Annotated in this window: 13 protein-coding genes; 8 read left to right on the forward strand and 5 right to left on the reverse strand. The window is 44.8% G+C overall.

Features of this window, described 5'->3' with window-relative positions:
• Positions 1-46: 46 nt before the first annotated feature.
• Positions 47-3,508 carry a transcription-repair coupling factor gene (gene mfd / locus EXA13_RS00590; protein ID WP_238131391.1) on the reverse strand — a complete coding sequence of 1,154 codons (3,462 nt, stop codon included), beginning with the start codon at positions 3,506-3,508 and terminating at the stop codon, positions 47-49.
• Positions 3,509-3,523: 15 nt separating this feature from the next.
• Complete coding sequence (locus tag EXA13_RS00595) at positions 3,524-4,093, reverse strand: PilZ domain-containing protein (protein WP_238124541.1); 570 nt, start codon at positions 4,091-4,093, stop codon at positions 3,524-3,526.
• 173 nt (positions 4,094-4,266) lie between these two features.
• Here EXA13_RS00595 and lolC point away from each other — a divergent pair, with 173 nt between their 5' ends.
• The 3 genes from lolC to lolE are packed head-to-tail and all read left to right on the forward strand — an operon-like array spanning position 4,267 to position 7,392.
• Positions 4,267-5,475: a lipoprotein-releasing ABC transporter permease subunit LolC gene (lolC, locus tag EXA13_RS00600; RefSeq protein ID WP_238131392.1), complete on the forward strand. Its 1,209-nt coding sequence runs from the start codon at positions 4,267-4,269 to the stop codon at positions 5,473-5,475.
• Positions 5,468-6,154 (forward strand): lipoprotein-releasing ABC transporter ATP-binding protein LolD, encoded by a 687-nt coding sequence (gene lolD, locus EXA13_RS00605; protein ID WP_238131393.1) that lies wholly within the window; start codon positions 5,468-5,470, stop codon positions 6,152-6,154. The genes lolC and lolD overlap by 8 nt, the downstream gene beginning before the upstream one ends.
• The gene (lolE, locus tag EXA13_RS00610; protein WP_238131394.1) at positions 6,154-7,392 is read left to right on the forward strand and encodes a lipoprotein-releasing ABC transporter permease subunit LolE; all 1,239 of its coding nucleotides are present in this window, start codon (positions 6,154-6,156) and stop codon (positions 7,390-7,392) included. Before lolD ends, lolE begins: the two co-directional genes overlap by 1 nt.
• A gap of 58 nt (positions 7,393-7,450) precedes the next feature.
• Here the strand turns inward: lolE and EXA13_RS00615 are convergent, their stop codons facing one another.
• The 3 genes from EXA13_RS00615 to EXA13_RS00625 all read right to left on the reverse strand — a co-directional run bounded on the left by EXA13_RS00615 (position 7,451) and on the right by EXA13_RS00625 (position 10,757).
• Positions 7,451-9,373 (reverse strand): monovalent cation:proton antiporter-2 (CPA2) family protein, encoded by a 1,923-nt coding sequence (locus EXA13_RS00615; protein WP_238131395.1) that lies wholly within the window; start codon positions 9,371-9,373, stop codon positions 7,451-7,453.
• Complete coding sequence (locus EXA13_RS00620; RefSeq protein WP_238131396.1) at positions 9,370-9,990, reverse strand: NAD(P)H-dependent oxidoreductase; 621 nt, start codon at positions 9,988-9,990, stop codon at positions 9,370-9,372. Before EXA13_RS00620 ends, EXA13_RS00615 begins: the two co-directional genes overlap by 4 nt.
• Positions 9,991-10,241: 251 nt before the next feature.
• Positions 10,242-10,757 (reverse strand): DUF2062 domain-containing protein, encoded by a 516-nt coding sequence (locus tag EXA13_RS00625; protein ID WP_238131397.1) that lies wholly within the window; start codon positions 10,755-10,757, stop codon positions 10,242-10,244.
• Positions 10,758-10,765: 8 nt separating this feature from the next.
• On the opposite strand from EXA13_RS00625, the gene EXA13_RS00630 reads away from it, so the two are divergent.
• From EXA13_RS00630 to kdsB, 5 genes are read left to right on the forward strand one after another with little or no spacing between them, the layout of a single operon-like run.
• Positions 10,766-13,009 carry a DNA internalization-related competence protein ComEC/Rec2 gene (locus EXA13_RS00630; protein WP_238131398.1) on the forward strand — a complete coding sequence of 748 codons (2,244 nt, stop codon included), beginning with the start codon at positions 10,766-10,768 and terminating at the stop codon, positions 13,007-13,009.
• Between the two features lie 32 nt (positions 13,010-13,041).
• Positions 13,042-14,790, forward strand: a complete 1,749-nt coding sequence (msbA, locus tag EXA13_RS00635; RefSeq protein WP_238131399.1) for a lipid A ABC transporter ATP-binding protein/permease MsbA — start codon at positions 13,042-13,044, stop codon at positions 14,788-14,790.
• 3 nt (positions 14,791-14,793) lie between these two features.
• Positions 14,794-15,801 carry a tetraacyldisaccharide 4'-kinase gene (gene lpxK / locus EXA13_RS00640; protein ID WP_238131400.1) on the forward strand — a complete coding sequence of 336 codons (1,008 nt, stop codon included), beginning with the start codon at positions 14,794-14,796 and terminating at the stop codon, positions 15,799-15,801.
• The gene (locus EXA13_RS00645) at positions 15,782-15,961 is read left to right on the forward strand and encodes a Trm112 family protein (RefSeq protein ID WP_238131401.1); all 180 of its coding nucleotides are present in this window, start codon (positions 15,782-15,784) and stop codon (positions 15,959-15,961) included. The genes lpxK and EXA13_RS00645 overlap by 20 nt, the downstream gene beginning before the upstream one ends.
• Entirely contained in the window at positions 15,961-16,710 is a 750-nt protein-coding gene (gene kdsB / locus EXA13_RS00650) for a 3-deoxy-manno-octulosonate cytidylyltransferase (RefSeq protein ID WP_238131402.1), read from the forward strand. Before EXA13_RS00645 ends, kdsB begins: the two co-directional genes overlap by 1 nt.
• Positions 16,711-16,818 lie beyond the last annotated feature (108 nt).

A 16,818-nucleotide genomic window follows, 5' to 3' on the forward strand; every position in this document is an offset into this window, starting at 1 on the left:
GTGCTCGTTGGCACGTGTTCTATTTCATCAGCAGAAATCACAGCCATTAGGCGCTGGGTAGTAGATTTTGCTGGAATTCATTGAGCATGTCTGCAATAAATTGAATTCTTTCTCTTCTATCGACCAAGGTACGAGTAAATTTAAACTTGGTCGGACCGTCCATTGCAAATAGTTTGGGCTGAGCTTGCAATAGTTTAACCAAAAACATCGGGTTAATGTCAGCATTTGGATAGAACTCGATATAGCCGCCCTTATCATGCGCTTCGATTTTACGAATTTTTAAGGCGGCGGCCGTCAGTTTGAGATCGGCAATCGTCAACAGATTTAAGGCTGCATCAGGGAGTTTGCCAAATCGATCGATCAACTCAACTTTCAACTCAGCCAGCTCGTCTTGGTGAAGGACACTGGCAATCTGCTTATACATGGATAAGCGGGTATTAATATCAGGAATATAGTCATCGGGTAGTAAAGCGGGAATACGCAGCTCAACGTCAGTTTGTTCACGCAATAGCTCATCTAGCGATGGTTCTTTGCCGGATTTTAATGCTTCCACAGCCTGTTCCAGCATCTCCATATACAACGTGAACCCAACCGATTGAATTTGCCCACTTTGTTCATCACCTAATAACTCACCTGCGCCACGAATTTCTAAATCATGAGTCGCTAAGGTAAAGCCTGCACCTAAATCTTCGAGTGATGCAATGGCTTCCAATCGTTTGACGGCGTCTTTCGTCATCGCTTTAGGATGTGGAGTCAATAAATATGCATACGCTTGGTGATGAGAACGACCCACCCGGCCACGTAATTGATGTAACTGAGCTAAGCCTAGTGAATCGGCGCGGTTGATAATAATGGTGTTCGCGGTTGGAACATCAATGCCTGTCTCAATAATGGTTGTACACACCAATAAGTTATATTTCTGGTGATAAAAATCATTCATGATGCGTTCTAGCTCGCGCTCGCGCATTTGACCATGTGCCACTGTGATACGCGCTTCAGGAATGAGTTTCTCTAAATCTGCCGCCACTTTATCGATGGTTTCGACTTGATTATGTAAGAAGTAAACTTGACCACCACGCATGATTTCCCGTAATACTGATTCCCGAACCACACTCTCTTCGCTTTGTCGTACAAAGGTTTTAATGGCTAAACGACGAGCGGGGGGGGTGGCAATAATTGAGAGATCTCGCATGCCACTCATTGCCATGTTGAGCGTACGTGGAATGGGCGTCGCGGTCAGTGTGAGAATGTCGACATCTGCCCGCATGGCTTTGACTTTTTCTTTTTGACGAACGCCAAAGCGATGTTCTTCATCGACAATCAACAAACCTAAGTCAGCAAACTTTAATTCGCTGGAAAGCAATTTATGGGTGCCGACCACAATATCCACTTTGCCATCGGCCACATCCTGCATGATCGCTTTTTGTTCTTTAGCCGATTTAAAACGTGAGAGAACTTCAACTCGTACAGGAAGGTTTGCAAAGCGGTCTCGGAAGTTTTCAAAATGTTGCTGCGCTAAGAGTGTGGTAGGGACTAACACCGCAACTTGTTTACTATTGTCGGTACAGACGAAGGCCGCTCGCATGGCGACTTCCGTTTTGCCAAATCCGACATCACCACAAACCAAACGGTCCATTGCCTTAGGTTGACACATATCAGAAAGTACAGCATTAATGGCCATACTTTGATCGTCTGTTTCTTCAAAGGGGAAGGTTGCTTTAAATGTGGCGTATTGTTCACGATCAAGATGAAATTGATAACCTGGTTTTAACTCTCGTTTAGCATACACATCCAATAATTCTGCGGCGACATCACGAACTTTTTCAGCGGCTTTTTTCCGAGCTTTAACCCAAGCTTCTCCACCGAGCTTATGTAATGGGGCCGATTCCTCTGCTCCTCCTGAGTAGCGGCTGATCAAGTTTAGTGAAGAGACGGGAACATAAAGCTTGGCTTCGTTTTGATACTCTAATGTCACATATTCGGTGGTCATTCCCCCAGCTTCCAGTGTTTGTAACCCAAGGTAGCGACCAATGCCATGATCAATATGGACAACGGGTTGTCCGGGTTTAAGTTCCGCAAGGTTGCGGATAACAGCATCACTATTGACGTGTTTACGATCTTTTTTGCGGCGCTGAACCACTCTTGCACCGAGTAGATCGCTTTCACAAATTAAGGCAACTTCTTGACCACCAAAGATAACCCCTTTTTCGGCAAAGCCGTGTACTAAGGAAAATTTTTCCTGACTGTGCCAAGCTTGTGTAAAAGATGGGTAAGGGAGAGGGCGAAGCTTAATGCGTTGTAACAGCTCCAGTAGCGCCTCTCTTCGGCCTTCTGATTCCACCGAAAAAATAATCTTTCCGGCAAAGTTTTCACTAAATTGGCGCAGCGCTGTCAGTGGCTCTTTGTGCTGATGCTGTACGGCTAGATCGGGTAATGGCGAAACCTTGAGATTACTGCGCCCGGTTTTCTCACCAATCGATTCGGTTGAGAGTTGTAATTGAGGAAAGAGTTTAAGCTTGGCAAAGAGTGTCTCTTTTTTTAGCCATAACTCTTCTGGAGGAAGAAGTGGCCGAAGAGGGTCAACATTGCGTTGATCATAACGATAAGCGACGTCAGTTAAGAATTGATCAACAGATGCTTCAAGATGCCCTAAGGTAATGAGTTGACTGTTTTCGGGTAAATAGTCAAACAGCGTTTCCGTGTGTTCAAAAAAGAGAGGTTGCCAGTACTCGATACCGGCAGGCCAAGTGCCTTTCGACACCTGCATATAGATAGATTCAGGTTCTCGGCGTGCTTCAAACCGCTGCCGCCAGCGAGAACGGAAAGCTTCTATCGCATCCTCTGTGCTTGGAAACTCATGAGCGGGTAAAAGTCGGATATGCTGAATTTCTTCAATTGAGCGCTGATTTTCTGGATCAAAGGTACGAATAGTATCAATTTCATCATCAAAGAAATCGATTCGATAGGGATCATGGCTGCCCATTGGGAATAAGTCGATAATCGAACCTCGGCTGGCATATTCGCCGGGTCCAAACACTTGATCAACGTGGCGATAACCTGAATTTTCTAACTGGATACGTAAATTGTCTAACGAGTAGCGATCGCCTTTTGTCACCATTAGCGTGTGTTGCAATAAAAAATCACGTGGACTTTGGCGTTGCAATAAGGTGCTGACAGGCACAACAGTGATACCACTTTCCTGTGAAGGCAACTGATACAGTCGAGCGATACGATCAGAAATGATTTCTTGATGTGGTGAAAAGTTGTCGTAAGGGAGCGTCTCCCAATCAGGAAACAGAGCGACAGGTACTTGGCTAAACTGTTCGATTTCTTGAACAAGCTTTAAGGCTGTTTGTGGATCCGGCACTGCCAGTAAGGTGTGGCTTGTATGGCGATGGGCGACTTCAGCAATGGTGAGCGCCAAACTGGCACCTTGTAGGTTACCTAAATGTTTTTTGTCGCCCGCACCGCGGAGTACCGGGAGATCAAGTAGAGTATTTATTATCATGAGTCGTGTGGTTCGTTATGATTTGTCTCGGTCTAAAGAGCGCTGGCGTAACAGTTTCTGCTGGCGATAAAGAGCGGCTTTAATAAGTAAGTCTTGGTCATTATCACGCAAGAGCGTGTATTTAACGGTGATAATGGCAGGGCTTTGTTCATCGTCACAATCGACGACTTGTCCGTAGCAGTATATTGCTGCGGCCGGGTGCTCTAAAAATAGCTTCAACCTAAGCTGGGTTCCTAATGCTAAGTGGGTATCCGAGCGGTAAGTCAATTGACTGGCACCAAACGAGGTTGTTGAAGTGCGCAACTCAGGGTCATCTTGTTGAGACAGCATAAAGCTTAGGAGTAAGTTCAACTTACTGTTCTGGGTTTCTAATAATTGAATAACGTGTTTAAAGTCGCTGTTTCTTAGTTCTAAGCGAGCCGCATCATTGAGCTGGTCTAATTGACTAAATTCGCTGGCGACCACGAAGGGGGCAGGAATTTCTGCTTCAAACTCCATTTGAGAAGGTAAAGTAAATTCAGCGGGTAGAGGCTCGACATTAATATTGAGTGTGTGGTGTACAGTAAAAAATTCTTGGTCAGTCATAGTTGGTTCCTTCTCACCTGTGTTGATTATCGTCATTAATACCAAGTAATCAAGCTATGTCCTTGTTATTGGTGTGAATCAAGTAATGACTTACAGAGATTTAGCAAAGAAAAACTACAACCTTAGCGGGAATATCGTTACAGTAACGGTACTGTATTTATTGGGTTTTTATTATGTTTCACCCTATTTCGATATTTATCGGGTTTCGCTATTTACGCGGTCGCTCTGGTGATAGGTTTAGCCGCTTTGTTTCCTATATGTCAACCGCTGGAATCACGATTGGTGTAATGGCGTTAGTGACGGTTCTTTCCGTCATGAATGGTTTTGAAGCACAATTAAAAACCCGTGTGCTAGGGGTCATGCCTCAAGCGGTGATTAGCCAAGCACAAGAGAAAACGCCTTGGCAGCCTCAAGCTCCAGAGTTTGTTCGCCAGTTATCCCCACAAAAAGCCCCTGAACCTATTGTACGGAGCGAGGCGGTGATTCAAAGTGCGGCACAGCTTTCTGCAGGATTAATGGTGGGTATTGACCCCAGCGCTGATGATCCAATTAATCATTATCTCATAGCAGGTCGAGTGGTTGATTTACAACAAGGGGCTTATCAAGTTTTTTTAGGTCATACACTCGCTCGTAATTTAAATGTGTCGCTGGGTGATACGGTTCGACTGATGGTCACTCAAGCGAGCCAATTTACTCCCTTGGGACGAATACCGAGCCAACGTAATTTTACCGTGGCCGGGATGTTTAATACTGGATCGGATGTGGATGGACAACTGATGATCACCCACCTTCGGGATGCGGGGCGATTACTGCGCTTTGATGATACCACTATCTCCGGTTGGCGAGTTTTTTTGCATGATCCATTTGATGTGGCTGATTTATCTCAGACGTCATTACCTACAGGATGGCAGTGGCGAGATTGGCGAGAGCAGCGGGGCGAATTATTTCAGGCGGTCAGAATGGAAAAAAACATTATGGGGTTAATGCTTGGGTTGATTGTCGGTGTGGCTGCATTCAATATTATCTCAGCGTTGATTATGGTGGTGATGGAAAAACAAGCTGAAGTGGCGATTTTAAAAACGCAAGGCATGAGCGATCGACAAATATTGATGATTTTTATGGTGCAAGGTGCCAGTAGTGGGGTGATTGGTGCCGTTGTCGGTGGTACGTTGGGGATTGTACTTGCAATGAACCTGAATACGCTCTTGGACTCGGTTGGGGTTGCTCTTTTTGCCTTGGGAGGAGAACTTCCTGTTGTGATCAACCCCTTGCAAATTATCGCTGTTATTTTGTTAGCTATTCTATTGAGTTTTATGGCTACGTTATTTCCTTCTTACCGCGCATCTGCGGTTAAACCCGCTGAGGCTCTACGCTATGAATAACCTTTTACGTTGTCACCAGATTTGTAAAACTTACCAAGAAGGGGAGTTAGAGACGCAGGTGCTCAACGGCGTCAGTTTTGAGATGCAACGTGGTGATCTGGTCTCGATCATTGGTTCCTCTGGTTCGGGAAAAAGCACCCTGCTACATATCTTAGGGGCACTTGATGAAGCGAGCAGTGGAAAAATAGAATTTCTTGGTCATGATCTCAATGCCTTAAGTTCAAATAAACAAGCCAAAATTCGTAATCAACATTTAGGGTTTGTTTATCAATTTCACCATTTATTAGCGGATTTTACCGCATTAGAAAATGTAGCCATGCCTTTACTGATTGGTGGTCAATCGGTTGCACAAGCCAAACAGGCTTCGCAACAGTTACTTACTCGTGTCGGCTTAGCACATCGATTACAACATCGTCCATCAGAGCTTTCAGGGGGAGAGCGCCAGCGAGTGGCGATCGCTCGTGCTTTGGTCAATCAACCGGATTTGGTGTTGGCCGATGAACCCACGGGAAATTTAGACAATAAAACCGCATTGGGGATTTATGATTTAATGCGTGAGCTGAACCGTGAGTTTGCCACGGCTTTTCTCGTGGTCACTCATGATGGGCAGTTAGCTGCCAAGATGGATCGTCAGTTACATATGCAAGACGGTCTATTGCTGACGGTTGCGGAGGCATAATGTTTTTATCTTTACTGATTGGGGGACGTTTTAGCCGTGCCAAACAACGTAATAAATTAGTCTCTTTTATCTCTTTATCTTCAATTATTGGGATCGCAGTGGGAGTGGCCGTGATTATTATTGGCTTATCAGCGATGAATGGATTTGAAAGAGAGTTACAACAACGTGTTTTATCTGTCATTCCTCATGGTGAGTTTGAAGGGGTTCGAGGCCCGATTGACGATTGGCCGGATATCGTTCAGCAAGCCACTCGTCATCCACGTGTTCAAGCTGCCGCACCGTACGTGAAGTTTACCGCTTTAGCGGAAAAAGGAACGCAGCTAAAAGCGATCGAAGTTCGAGGGGTGGATCCTGATAGAGAGCGTGCGGTTTCCCGTCTCGCTCAGTTTGTGACGCCAGAAGTTTGGCCTCGATTTCTGCCTGGGGAGCAGCAAGTCATTTTAGGGCAGGGAGTTGCTCAACAATTACAGGCCAATATGGGTGACTGGATTACATTAATGATCCCAACTCAACAGAACGGTAAACGAGTTCAAGCGCCGAAAAGAGTACGGGTAAAAATTGTAGGCTTGCTAAGCTTAAATGGACAAATCGACCACAACCTCGCACTTTTACCCTTGCAAGATGCTCAGTCATACCGTCAGCTAGAGAATAAGGTTACAGGGGTGGCACTTAAAGTCACGGATGTCTTGAATGCCAACCAAATTGTCCGGGAAGTGGGTAATACCTTGCATGAATATGTCTATCTGCGCAGCTGGCAGCAAAAGTATGGTTTTCTGTATCGGGATATTCAGATGGTTCGGACTATCATGTATTTAGTGATGGTGCTGGTTATTGGTGTGGCTAGCTTTAATATTGTTTCAACATTAATGATGGCCGTGAAAGATCGGGCCGCTGAAATTGCTATTTTGCGCACTATGGGAGCCAGTGATGGCTTAGTGAAAAGGATTTTTGTATGGCAAGGTGTTTTTTCTGGTGTATTCGGTAGCCTTGTGGGAAGTTTGGCTGGGGTGGTGATTGCATTGAATTTAACCCCTTTGATTAAAGGGCTTGAATCCCTTATCGGTCATTCATTCCTTTCTGGTGACATCTATTTTGTGGATTTTCTGCCCTCACAACTGATGGTGAGTGATGTCTTTTTAGTTTCTGGAACAGCCATTGTTCTTAGCTTATTAGCGACATGGTATCCCGCGTCTCGAGCTAGCCGTTTACATCCGGCATCGGTGCTTAGCAGTAAATAGTTTTTCGTGAATGGTTACACGGAGTGGATGCCTCTACCGTGTAACCAAAAACGTGAATTTATTTTGAATCAAGGTGGGCGTTGGATTCTTTGGGGGGTGGTGCCCATGACCGTTCAGCATCAAAACGTCGATCCGTTCTATCAAACGCCATTTCTTGCTTTAGTCGTTCTTCCAGTTCGATAAACAGTTTAATGTAGTTGTTATCTACCCGCTCTTTACCTTGAGCTTCTGCATTCCATGCCGTGTACATACTGTCTGAGTGAGTACTTTCTACTTTCTTGTAGGTGTTTTTTTGGTGTTCGACAAAGAAAGGATGAAAACCTAAGCTTGTCATCGCCGCTGCGCCTACTTCTAGTGCGGAGTGGTAGGTTTCAGAAACGGCGATGTCAACCCCTGCTTGACGTAAGCGATAACCGTGTCCTCGGTCGAAGGCGCGAGCCAGTACTTTGACATGGGGGTAAGTGTGTTTCACATACTTGACCAGTTCTACGCTGCTTTCTTGGTTATCAATCGCGACAACCAACAATGAAGCTTCTTCTATACCGGCGGTATGCAAGAGATCTGGACGCGTGGCATCTCCAAAATAGGCTTTGGTTTTAATTTTGCGTAAGTTGTCTACTTGAACGGCTTGGTGATCAAGTACGACGGTTTTGACGCCATTGGCGACTAAAAGACGGTTAACGATTTGTCCAAAGCGACCAATTCCTGCAATGATGACGGTTCCTTGCTCATCGATTGTATCGCTTTCCCGTTCATTGGTTTGTTGTTCAAAACGAGGCAAAATGACTTTATCAAACAGAATAAATAACCCCGGAGTGAGGAACATTGATAACGCGACAACCAGCGATAGAATTTGTACAAGATCGGAAGGTAACACATGACGCTGCTCAGTAAAGCTTAATAGCACAAATCCAAATTCTCCCGCTTGTGCCAAGCTGAGAGTGAATAACCATCGATTGCTGCCTTTAATTCGAAAAATTAGTGCAAGCAAATATAAAATGGCTGCTTTTAATAACATGACGCCTAATGTGGCTCCAATAATTAAGAAAAAGTGGTCAAACAGAATATCGAATTTGATCCCCGCTCCCACCGTAATGAAAAAGAGCCCAAGTAATAGCCCTTTAAGCGGCTCAATATTTGCCTCTAACTCATGGCGAAATTCACTGTTGGCAAGGACAACCCCAGCGAGAAAGGTGCCTAAGGCTGGCGAAAGCCCGACCACATTCATTAAGGTTGCGATACCAAGCACTAACATAAGAGCGGTAGCGGTAAAAATTTCTCGAACGCCTGCACTGGCGACAAAACGAAAAAGAGGTCGACTTAGGTAATGTCCACCGACCACAACCATTGCGATGGCTGCGGTAATGATTAAACCATATGCCCAGCCGGGCAAGTCGGCGATGAGTGACACTTCTTCATGATGCTGTGCCGCGATCGTTGCCGCATTTTGTGCTTGTTCAACTAACTCAGGTAATGCAAGCAGAGGAATAAATGCCAGCATAGGGATAACCGCGATATCTTGGAACAGTAATACGGAAAAAGCATTCTGGCCACCTTCGGTTCGGTTAAGGTGTTTTTCATTAAATGTTTGGAGTACGATCGCGGTTGAGGATAGACAGAAAATGAAGCCAATCGTGAGTGCGATTGACCAAGCCAGATTAAACATCAAGCAAGCGGCCATGGTGATTAAGGCGGTAACCCCGACTTGTAGCCCGCCTAAACCTAATAAGCGATTACGCATGGACCACAACATTTTAGGTTCAAGCTCTAAACCAACCAGAAACAGCATCATGACGACACCAAATTCAGCAAAATGTTGAATGGTGGCGGTTTCATCTCCGACTAAGCCTACTATCGGGCCAATAACGACACCGGCAATCAAATAACCAAGTACGGAACCTAATCCGAACCGTTTGGCGAGTGGTACCGCGATCACCGCTGCAATAAAGTAAATAAAAGCCTGAATAACGTAACTTGTCATGCTGAATGTCTCAGTTCTAAAGGATTAAAGTAATGATTCAGAGTTGGCAATTTGCTGGCTTGCTTAAGGTCAATTTGGTTGTGCTTTAGTGTTTGTAACACATTTAAGTAACCCTTGATATGTTCATTAAGCCGTTCATCTTCACAAGCGGCACGAGCATCGAACAGGACGAATGGAGGGAGATAATGCATGCCTATCATCCCAGCCATTTGTTCGATAGGGCGAAGTAACTCTCGTACTGTGCAATGATTTGAACCACTACTTTGGTAATTTTCGGCTTTGCCTCCTGCAGAGGTGATACATAGTAGTGTCTTTCCATGCAGTGCTTGCCCGTTCTGACCATAGGCAAAACCATATTCCAATACCAAATCTTGCCATTCTTTAAGCATAGAAGGGGTTGAGTACCAATACATAGGAAATTGAAAAATAATGATGTCATGCTCAAGTAGGCGTTGTTGCTCTTTATCTACATCAATATGAAAAGTTGGGTATTCAGCATACAGATCAACAAGCGTTACGTTATCAATGTAACGAGCCGATTTATACAAGCGAGCATTTACTTTACTTTTATGCTGGCAGGGGTGGGCGTAGAGCAGTAGGATTTTTTGGCTGATCATGTGTCTTTTTGAATATTATTGTTCTTGCGAGAATAGTTATCCAAATTCACGGACCATTCAATGGAATATTGGAGCAAAAACTCAAATTGACACCATTTTTACAAGTGAGTAGGAAAGGTACGAAAAAAGACTGGGCTTTTTCTCATGTTTAAATCACAACGATTTGCAAATGAATGTCTGTTTCACTCGCAATTTATCTCGTGTTTTGATTTTAAGCTGAATGTCTCGCTACTACGATTTTATCCAATGCATTACAGTTTGCTGGTATGACGCTTTTGCCAACTGCGCACAACGGAATAGCGCCACAAGCCACGGATTCCAAAATAGCCCAAAAGGGAGGCAATAATCCCACAGATGATACAGCCTAATAGGAAAGGAGGACCGATGGTGTGCATCTGGTGAAGAAGAAATTCCCAGCTTAGTTCGAAATGAAAATCTTGTGGTGGCACTTTCATTATCCAAGCGCCTACTTTGTAAGAAAAATAGAAGATAAAAGGCATGGTAATGGGGTTGGTGATCCACACTAAAGCCACAGACAGCGGTAAATTAACCCCGCATAAGATAGCGATACCCGCTGACATAATCATTTGACTAGGTAACGGAATGAAAGCCATAAACAGCCCAACAGCAAAAGCTCCCGCGGCTGAGCGACGGTTGAGACACCATAAATTGGGGTTATATAGGACAGTGCCAAAAACTTTCAATGCCTTTTGACGTTTAATTACCGTGTGGTCTGGCATAAAACGCTTAATAAATTTTCTTGGCATAGGGAATTATGACTCTCTTCTCGAATTACTGGACACTGGCTTCGTTCTCATTGACGGTGCTCTCTTCCCCATATTGGCCTTGGATGCCAAATGGGTTTATGGCATTAGGCATGTTTATCGTGTTGAGTCTGAGTTTTCTCGTTAACCGTTGCAGAGGATGCGTCGGGATTGCTCTGGCTTTAGTGGTAATAATAACACAGGGTAACTTAGTAAGAGCGCAGTCCAATATTATCTTACAATCTGGGGGTGATATTACCATAAAAGGAAAAGTTAACAGCTTTTTTAACACAACTCAGCACGGTTTTGTTGGTTCAGTGGTAGTTCGATCAATAAATGATCATTCTTTACCATATTTCCTTACTCCGAAAATACGCTTAACGGCTCCAGTTGCATTACAACCCGGCGATCAATTTGAGTTTATCGTACAAGTAAAGCCGATTTATGGACGCTTAAATGAAGTTGGGTTTGATCTAGAATCTTTTTATCTCAGCCAGCGTTGGGTGGCCCGAGCTAATGTCAAGTCCCATTCTCCCTATCATGTGATCCCTCATGCCCATTTACGGTCAAAGCTCTACTCAAGTATTCGACAGTTGACGGAATTGAGCGCAGTACAAGGTATTATTCTTGCACTGACTTTTGGTGAGCGGAGTCTGATAACAGAAGAGCAGTGGAATGGGTTACGCAATAGCGGGTTGATTCACTTAACCGCGATATCAGGGTTACATATCGGTATGGCGTTTGGGGTCGGGTACGGTTTTGGGCTGATATTGAGTCGAGTACTCAAGCGTGGGTTGTGGCTTCCTTTTGTACTCGGTGGCGTACTGGCATTCGGATATGCTTGGCTTGCTGGTTTTACGCTTCCCACCCAACGTGCATTGATCATGTGTTGGTTGAATATTGGGCTATTGATGCTCAACATTAGAGTGACGGCAATACAGCGGATACTTTTGACTTTGGCGGCCGTGTTATTATGGGACCCCTTTACGGCGCTTTCTGCCAGCTTTTGGTTATCTTTCCTCGCTGTCAGTGTGGTGATTTATCAAATATCCACCATCAACCCGCAATTTACTTGGTGGAAGAAAACTCTCGTAGGGCAGTGTCGATTGGCTATCCTTATGGCTCCAATGAGTGCTTATTTCTTCGCTGGGGTAAGCTTGTATTCCGTTTTCTACAACCTATTATTTATTCCTTGGTTTAGTTTCGTTGTTATTCCACTGTTATTTTTAGCATTAATTGGCACTTTCATTTTTCAGCAGGCGGCATCTGGATGGTGGCAGTGGGTTGATTGGTCACTATGGCCGCTGAGCCATTCATTGGCTTTATCAGAACAGAGCTGGGTTGATCTAAGCCAACTTTCTCAGCATTTATTATTGATGGTGCTGGCTTTATGGTTGTTTAAGCCCTTATTGGCTAAAAGAGCTTGGATAGCAATCACAATTGTTGCAGGAGCGATATGGCTTAGCCTACCGAATAAACAAGGTTGGCGAGTTGATGTGTTGGATGTGGGGCATGGATTAGCAGTATTGATTGAACGAAATGGTGCTTTTGTTCTATATGATACGGGGAGCGGCTGGGAAGGTGGTAGCTATGCCCAATCACTGATCGCCCCTTTGCTTATTCGTCGAGGCCACGCAACTCTTGATGGAGTGATTATTAGTCATTTTGATGATGATCACGCGGGTGGTCTTGATGATATTCAACGATTATTGTCTCCGCGTTGGATCCGTGCTAGCCAGAAGAAAGGAACCTTTCAACCTTGTGTCCAAGGTGAGTCTTGGTTTTGGCAAGGGTTAACCTTTACTGCGCTCTGGCCGCCTCGTTTGGTTTCTCGGGCTGAGAACCCGCATTCTTGTGTTGTGCGAGTCGAGGAACCTGAATATGGGCACACCTTGTTACTTTCGGGAGATGTGACGGCGATAGGTGAATGGTTGCTCAGTCGAGAACCCACCGTGTTAGCCAGTGATGTTATGTTGGTGCCTCACCATGGGAGCCAAACGTCTTCAACACTGAATTTTATCAAGAAAGTCAACCCGCAGCTTGCTTTAGCCTCTTTGGCTAAAGGGCATCATTGGCGATTGCCTCATCCTGATGTGCTCGCTCGCTATCAAGATTTAGGGGTTGATTGGCAAGATACCGGAGAATCTGGACAAATTTCTTTATTGTATCGTAAGAAAGAACGCCAATTGCGGGCTTTACGACAGTGGGGAATGACGCCTTGGTATAGGCAGATGCTACGTAACGAGGTAGAATAAGAACAATATTGTCATATTAATTAAGCATCTCTATGTCTCTCAATTCTGACGAAACAACTTGGCAAACCTTTAAACGTCTTTGGACCTACATCCGTCTATATAAAGCGGGGTTAGTGTTAGCAGTCATTGCGCTGGTGATCAACGCATTATCTGATACATACATGATCTCGTTACTCAAACCCTTGTTGGATGAAGGATTTGGCGGTACAGATTCCCACTTCTTACAAATTCTACCTTTTATTATTTTAGGTTTAATGTTTATCCGCGGTTGCAGTAGTTTTGTTTCTGCTTATTGTTTGAGTTGGGTTTCAGGCAATGTTGTAATGCAGATGCGTCGTCGTATTTTCCATCAGTTTATGCATATGCCGGTCAGCTTTTTTGATCGGGAGTCCACCGGTGGGTTACTGTCTCGAATTACCTACGATTCAGAACAAGTGGCCGGGGCAACCAGCCGAGCCTTGGTGAGCATTGTTCGTGAAGGGGCTAGCATTATTGGTTTGTTAACCTTAATGTTTTGGAATAGCTGGCAACTGTCACTAGTACTGATTGTTGTGGCACCCATCGTGGCATTAGGTATCCGTGTTGTTTCTAAACGATTCCGTAAGATATCCAAAAACATGCAAACCACGATGGGGCACGTGACCTCTTCTGCGGAACAGATGTTAAAAGGCCATAAAGTGGTGTTGAGTTATGGTGGGCAAGAAGTTGAACGGAAACGTTTCGACAATGTCAGTAACCGTATGCGTCAGCAAACTATGAAGCTGGTTTCAGCACAAGCTGTCGCAGATCCTATCATTCAGATGATTGCTTCATTAGCGCTTGTGACAGTCCTCTTTTTAGCCAGTGTTGACACCATTCGTGCGGATTTAACACCAGGAACTTTTACGGTAGTCTTTTCTGCAATGTTTGGCTTAATGCGTCCACTGAAAGCGTTAACTAACGTCACCTCTGATTTCCAACGAGGGATGGCCGCAACACAGACCTTGTTTGCATTAATGGATCTGGAAACAGAACGGGATCACGGTAAATTTGAAACCGATAAAGTCCGTGGTGATATTGCCGTGAAAGATGTGACCTTCACCTATCAAGGTAAAGAGAAACCCGCGTTATCTCATATTAATTTTACTATTCCACAGGGGAAAACCGTTGCCTTAGTTGGGCGTTCTGGTTCAGGGAAATCAACCATAGCGAACTTGTTTACTCGTTTCTATGATGTTGATTCAGGTTCCATTTGCCTTGATGATCATGATATTCGTGATTATACCCTGACCAATTTACGTCAGCATTTTGCCCTGGTCTCACAAAACGTCCATTTATTTAATGACACGATAGCTAATAATATTGCCTATGCGGCTGAAGGTCAGTACACCCGTGAACAGATAGAAGAGGCGGCGCGTCTGGCCCATGCGATGGACTTTATTCAGCATATGCCGGATGGTCTCGATACCATGATTGGTGAAAACGGAGCGAGTCTTTCGGGGGGGCAACGTCAGCGAGTGGCCATTGCTCGGGCTTTACTAAGAGATGCTCCCGTCCTGATTTTAGATGAAGCAACATCGGCACTGGATACTGAATCAGAGCGTGCCATTCAAGCCGCATTAGATGAGCTGCAGAAAAACAAAACCGTCTTGGTGATAGCTCATCGTCTTTCAACGATAGAACAAGCCGATGAAATATTAGTTGTGGATGATGGCGAGATCATTGAGCGAGGAAAACATGCTGAGTTGATCGCTCAAAATGGGGCCTATGCTCAACTTCATCGTATCCAGTTTGGTGATTAAAGCGTGATTGAAAAACTTTGGTTTGGGCGTCATCTGAGCTACTTTCTGTTATGGCCACTTTTGTGGCCGCTGAGTTGGCTGTTCAAAATGATCAGTTCTGCTCGGCGTCGAGCCTTTCAGCAGGGAAAAAAAGCGAGTTATAAAGCGCCTATTCCTATTTTTGTTGTGGGAAACATCACTGCAGGAGGCAATGGTAAAACCCCGTTTGTTGTTTGGTTGGTGGAAGCATTACAGCAGCAAGGTTATCGACCTGGTGTAGTTTCTCGTGGCTATGGTGCTAAAGCTCCGATGTATCCTTTGCTGGTGACAGATCACACGTCTACTTTACATTGTGGTGATGAACCAAAATTAATTTATCAGCGAACTCAAGCCCCTGTTGCCGTTGACCCTATACGAGCAAATGCTGTTAAAGCCCTTTTAGCACAAGGGGTTGATGTGGTTGTCACTGATGATGGTTTACAACACTATGCATTAAAACGAGATATCGAATTTGCCGTTGTGGACGGGGTTCGCCGTTTTGGAAACCAGCAGTTGCTTCCCCTTGGCCCACTGCGTGAGCCTATTGCAAGACTACAAGAGGTGGATTTTATTATTACCAATGGTGGTCAGGCAAAAACGGGGGAAATCGAAATGACTTTAGCGCCCAGTTTGGCTATCAACCTAGTGACGGGTGAACGAGCCGAGCTTGGTCAGCTTACTCATTTGGTGGCATGGGCAGGTATTGGCCATCCGGAGCGTTTTTTTAAAACCTTAGAAACGTTAGGGGTGGATCCTGTCTTCACGCATGGGTTTGCGGACCATCAAGCCTTTGATGAGTCACAATTGAAAGCGTTAGCGGAGAAAGGCGATAACGTAATAATGACGGAAAAAGATGCCGTTAAGTGTACTGGGTTTGCAGAAGCCAACTGGTGGTATTTACCGGTTTCTGCTCAGATCGCTTCTAACGATAAACAGTGCATTTTGAAGAAAATTAAAGAGGTTATGGAACAGTATGGATCATCGTCTGCTTGAAATCGTGGCTTGTCCGGTTTGTAAAGGTAAATTAACTTATGATAAAGAGAATCAAGAGTTAATTTGTAAACTTGATCGCCTTGCTTACCCCATAAAAGAAGGTATACCTGTCTTGCTTGAACCGGAAGCTCGAACAATGAAAATGGAAGAGGGACGCTAATGTCATTTACCGTGGTGATTCCTGCTCGCTATCAATCGACCCGATTGCCGGGCAAACCTCTGGCTGATATTGCGGGTAAACCGATGGTTCAGTGGGTGTATGAACAAGCTTTACAATCGGGAGCTGAACGAGTCATTGTCGCAACCGATGATCCTCGAGTTGAACAAGCGGTGCAAAATTTCGGTGGAACGGTGTGTATGACATCGGCTGAACACCAATCAGGAACAGAGCGTTTAGCGGAAGTCGTCGCCTTAATGGGAATTGAGGATGATCATATCATTGTCAATGTTCAAGGGGATGAACCCCTTATTCCGCCTAGTATTATTCGCCAAGTGGCGGATAATCTGTCGTCTAGCCAAGCCCCTATGGCCACTTTAGCGGTTGAAATTGATCATCAGGATGAAGTCTTTAACCCTAATGCAGTTAAAGTGGTGGTCGATCAAGAGGGCTACGCGCTGTATTTTAGCCGCGCGGCGATTCCGTGGGATCGGGATAACTTTGCTCTGCCGGATAAACCTATTGTTCAACCTCTGATGCGTCATATTGGTATCTATGCGTACCGTGCAGGTTTTATTAATACTTATATTCATTGGCAGCCGAGTATTTTAGAAAAAATTGAAAGCTTAGAGCAGTTAAGAGTACTGTGGCATGGCGAAAAAATTCATGTTGCCGTTGCCCTTGAAGCGCCCCCAGCAGGGGTTGATACTCCAGAAGATTTAGCGGCCGTACGCCGAATTATTGCTTGCTAAAAATAAGTAGCTATAAAGAGCTATAAGCTTTCAGACAGATGTTGGCTTATCTATATTGTTTGGGCGCTGACCATAAGGTGCCCAACACCAGTGGTAAAGATGCATTCC

The sequence above is a fragment of the Vibrio cincinnatiensis genome (genome assembly GCF_022113815.1).
Lineage (GTDB): Bacteria > Pseudomonadota > Gammaproteobacteria > Enterobacterales > Vibrionaceae > Vibrio > Vibrio cincinnatiensis_A.

Bases quoted from the DNA above. Each gene is read 5' to 3' on its own strand.
- mfd (WP_238131391.1), bottom strand. From the start codon at position 3,508: ATGATAATAAATACTCTACTTGATCTCCCGGTACTCCGCGGTGCGGGC.
- EXA13_RS00595 (WP_238124541.1), bottom strand. From the start codon at position 4,093: ATGACTGACCAAGAATTTTTTACTGTACACCACACACTCAATATTAAT.
- lolC (WP_238131392.1), top strand. From the start codon at position 4,267: ATGTTTCACCCTATTTCGATATTTATCGGGTTTCGCTATTTACGCGGT.
- lolD (WP_238131393.1), top strand. From the start codon at position 5,468: ATGAATAACCTTTTACGTTGTCACCAGATTTGTAAAACTTACCAAGAA.
- lolE (WP_238131394.1), top strand. From the start codon at position 6,154: ATGTTTTTATCTTTACTGATTGGGGGACGTTTTAGCCGTGCCAAACAA.
- EXA13_RS00615 (WP_238131395.1), bottom strand. From the start codon at position 9,373: ATGACAAGTTACGTTATTCAGGCTTTTATTTACTTTATTGCAGCGGTG.
- EXA13_RS00620 (WP_238131396.1), bottom strand. From the start codon at position 9,990: ATGATCAGCCAAAAAATCCTACTGCTCTACGCCCACCCCTGCCAGCAT.
- EXA13_RS00625 (WP_238131397.1), bottom strand. From the start codon at position 10,757: ATGCCAAGAAAATTTATTAAGCGTTTTATGCCAGACCACACGGTAATT.
- EXA13_RS00630 (WP_238131398.1), top strand. From the start codon at position 10,766: ATGACTCTCTTCTCGAATTACTGGACACTGGCTTCGTTCTCATTGACG.
- msbA (WP_238131399.1), top strand. From the start codon at position 13,042: ATGTCTCTCAATTCTGACGAAACAACTTGGCAAACCTTTAAACGTCTT.
- EXA13_RS00645 (WP_238131401.1), top strand. From the start codon at position 15,782: ATGGATCATCGTCTGCTTGAAATCGTGGCTTGTCCGGTTTGTAAAGGT.
- kdsB (WP_238131402.1), top strand. From the start codon at position 15,961: ATGTCATTTACCGTGGTGATTCCTGCTCGCTATCAATCGACCCGATTG.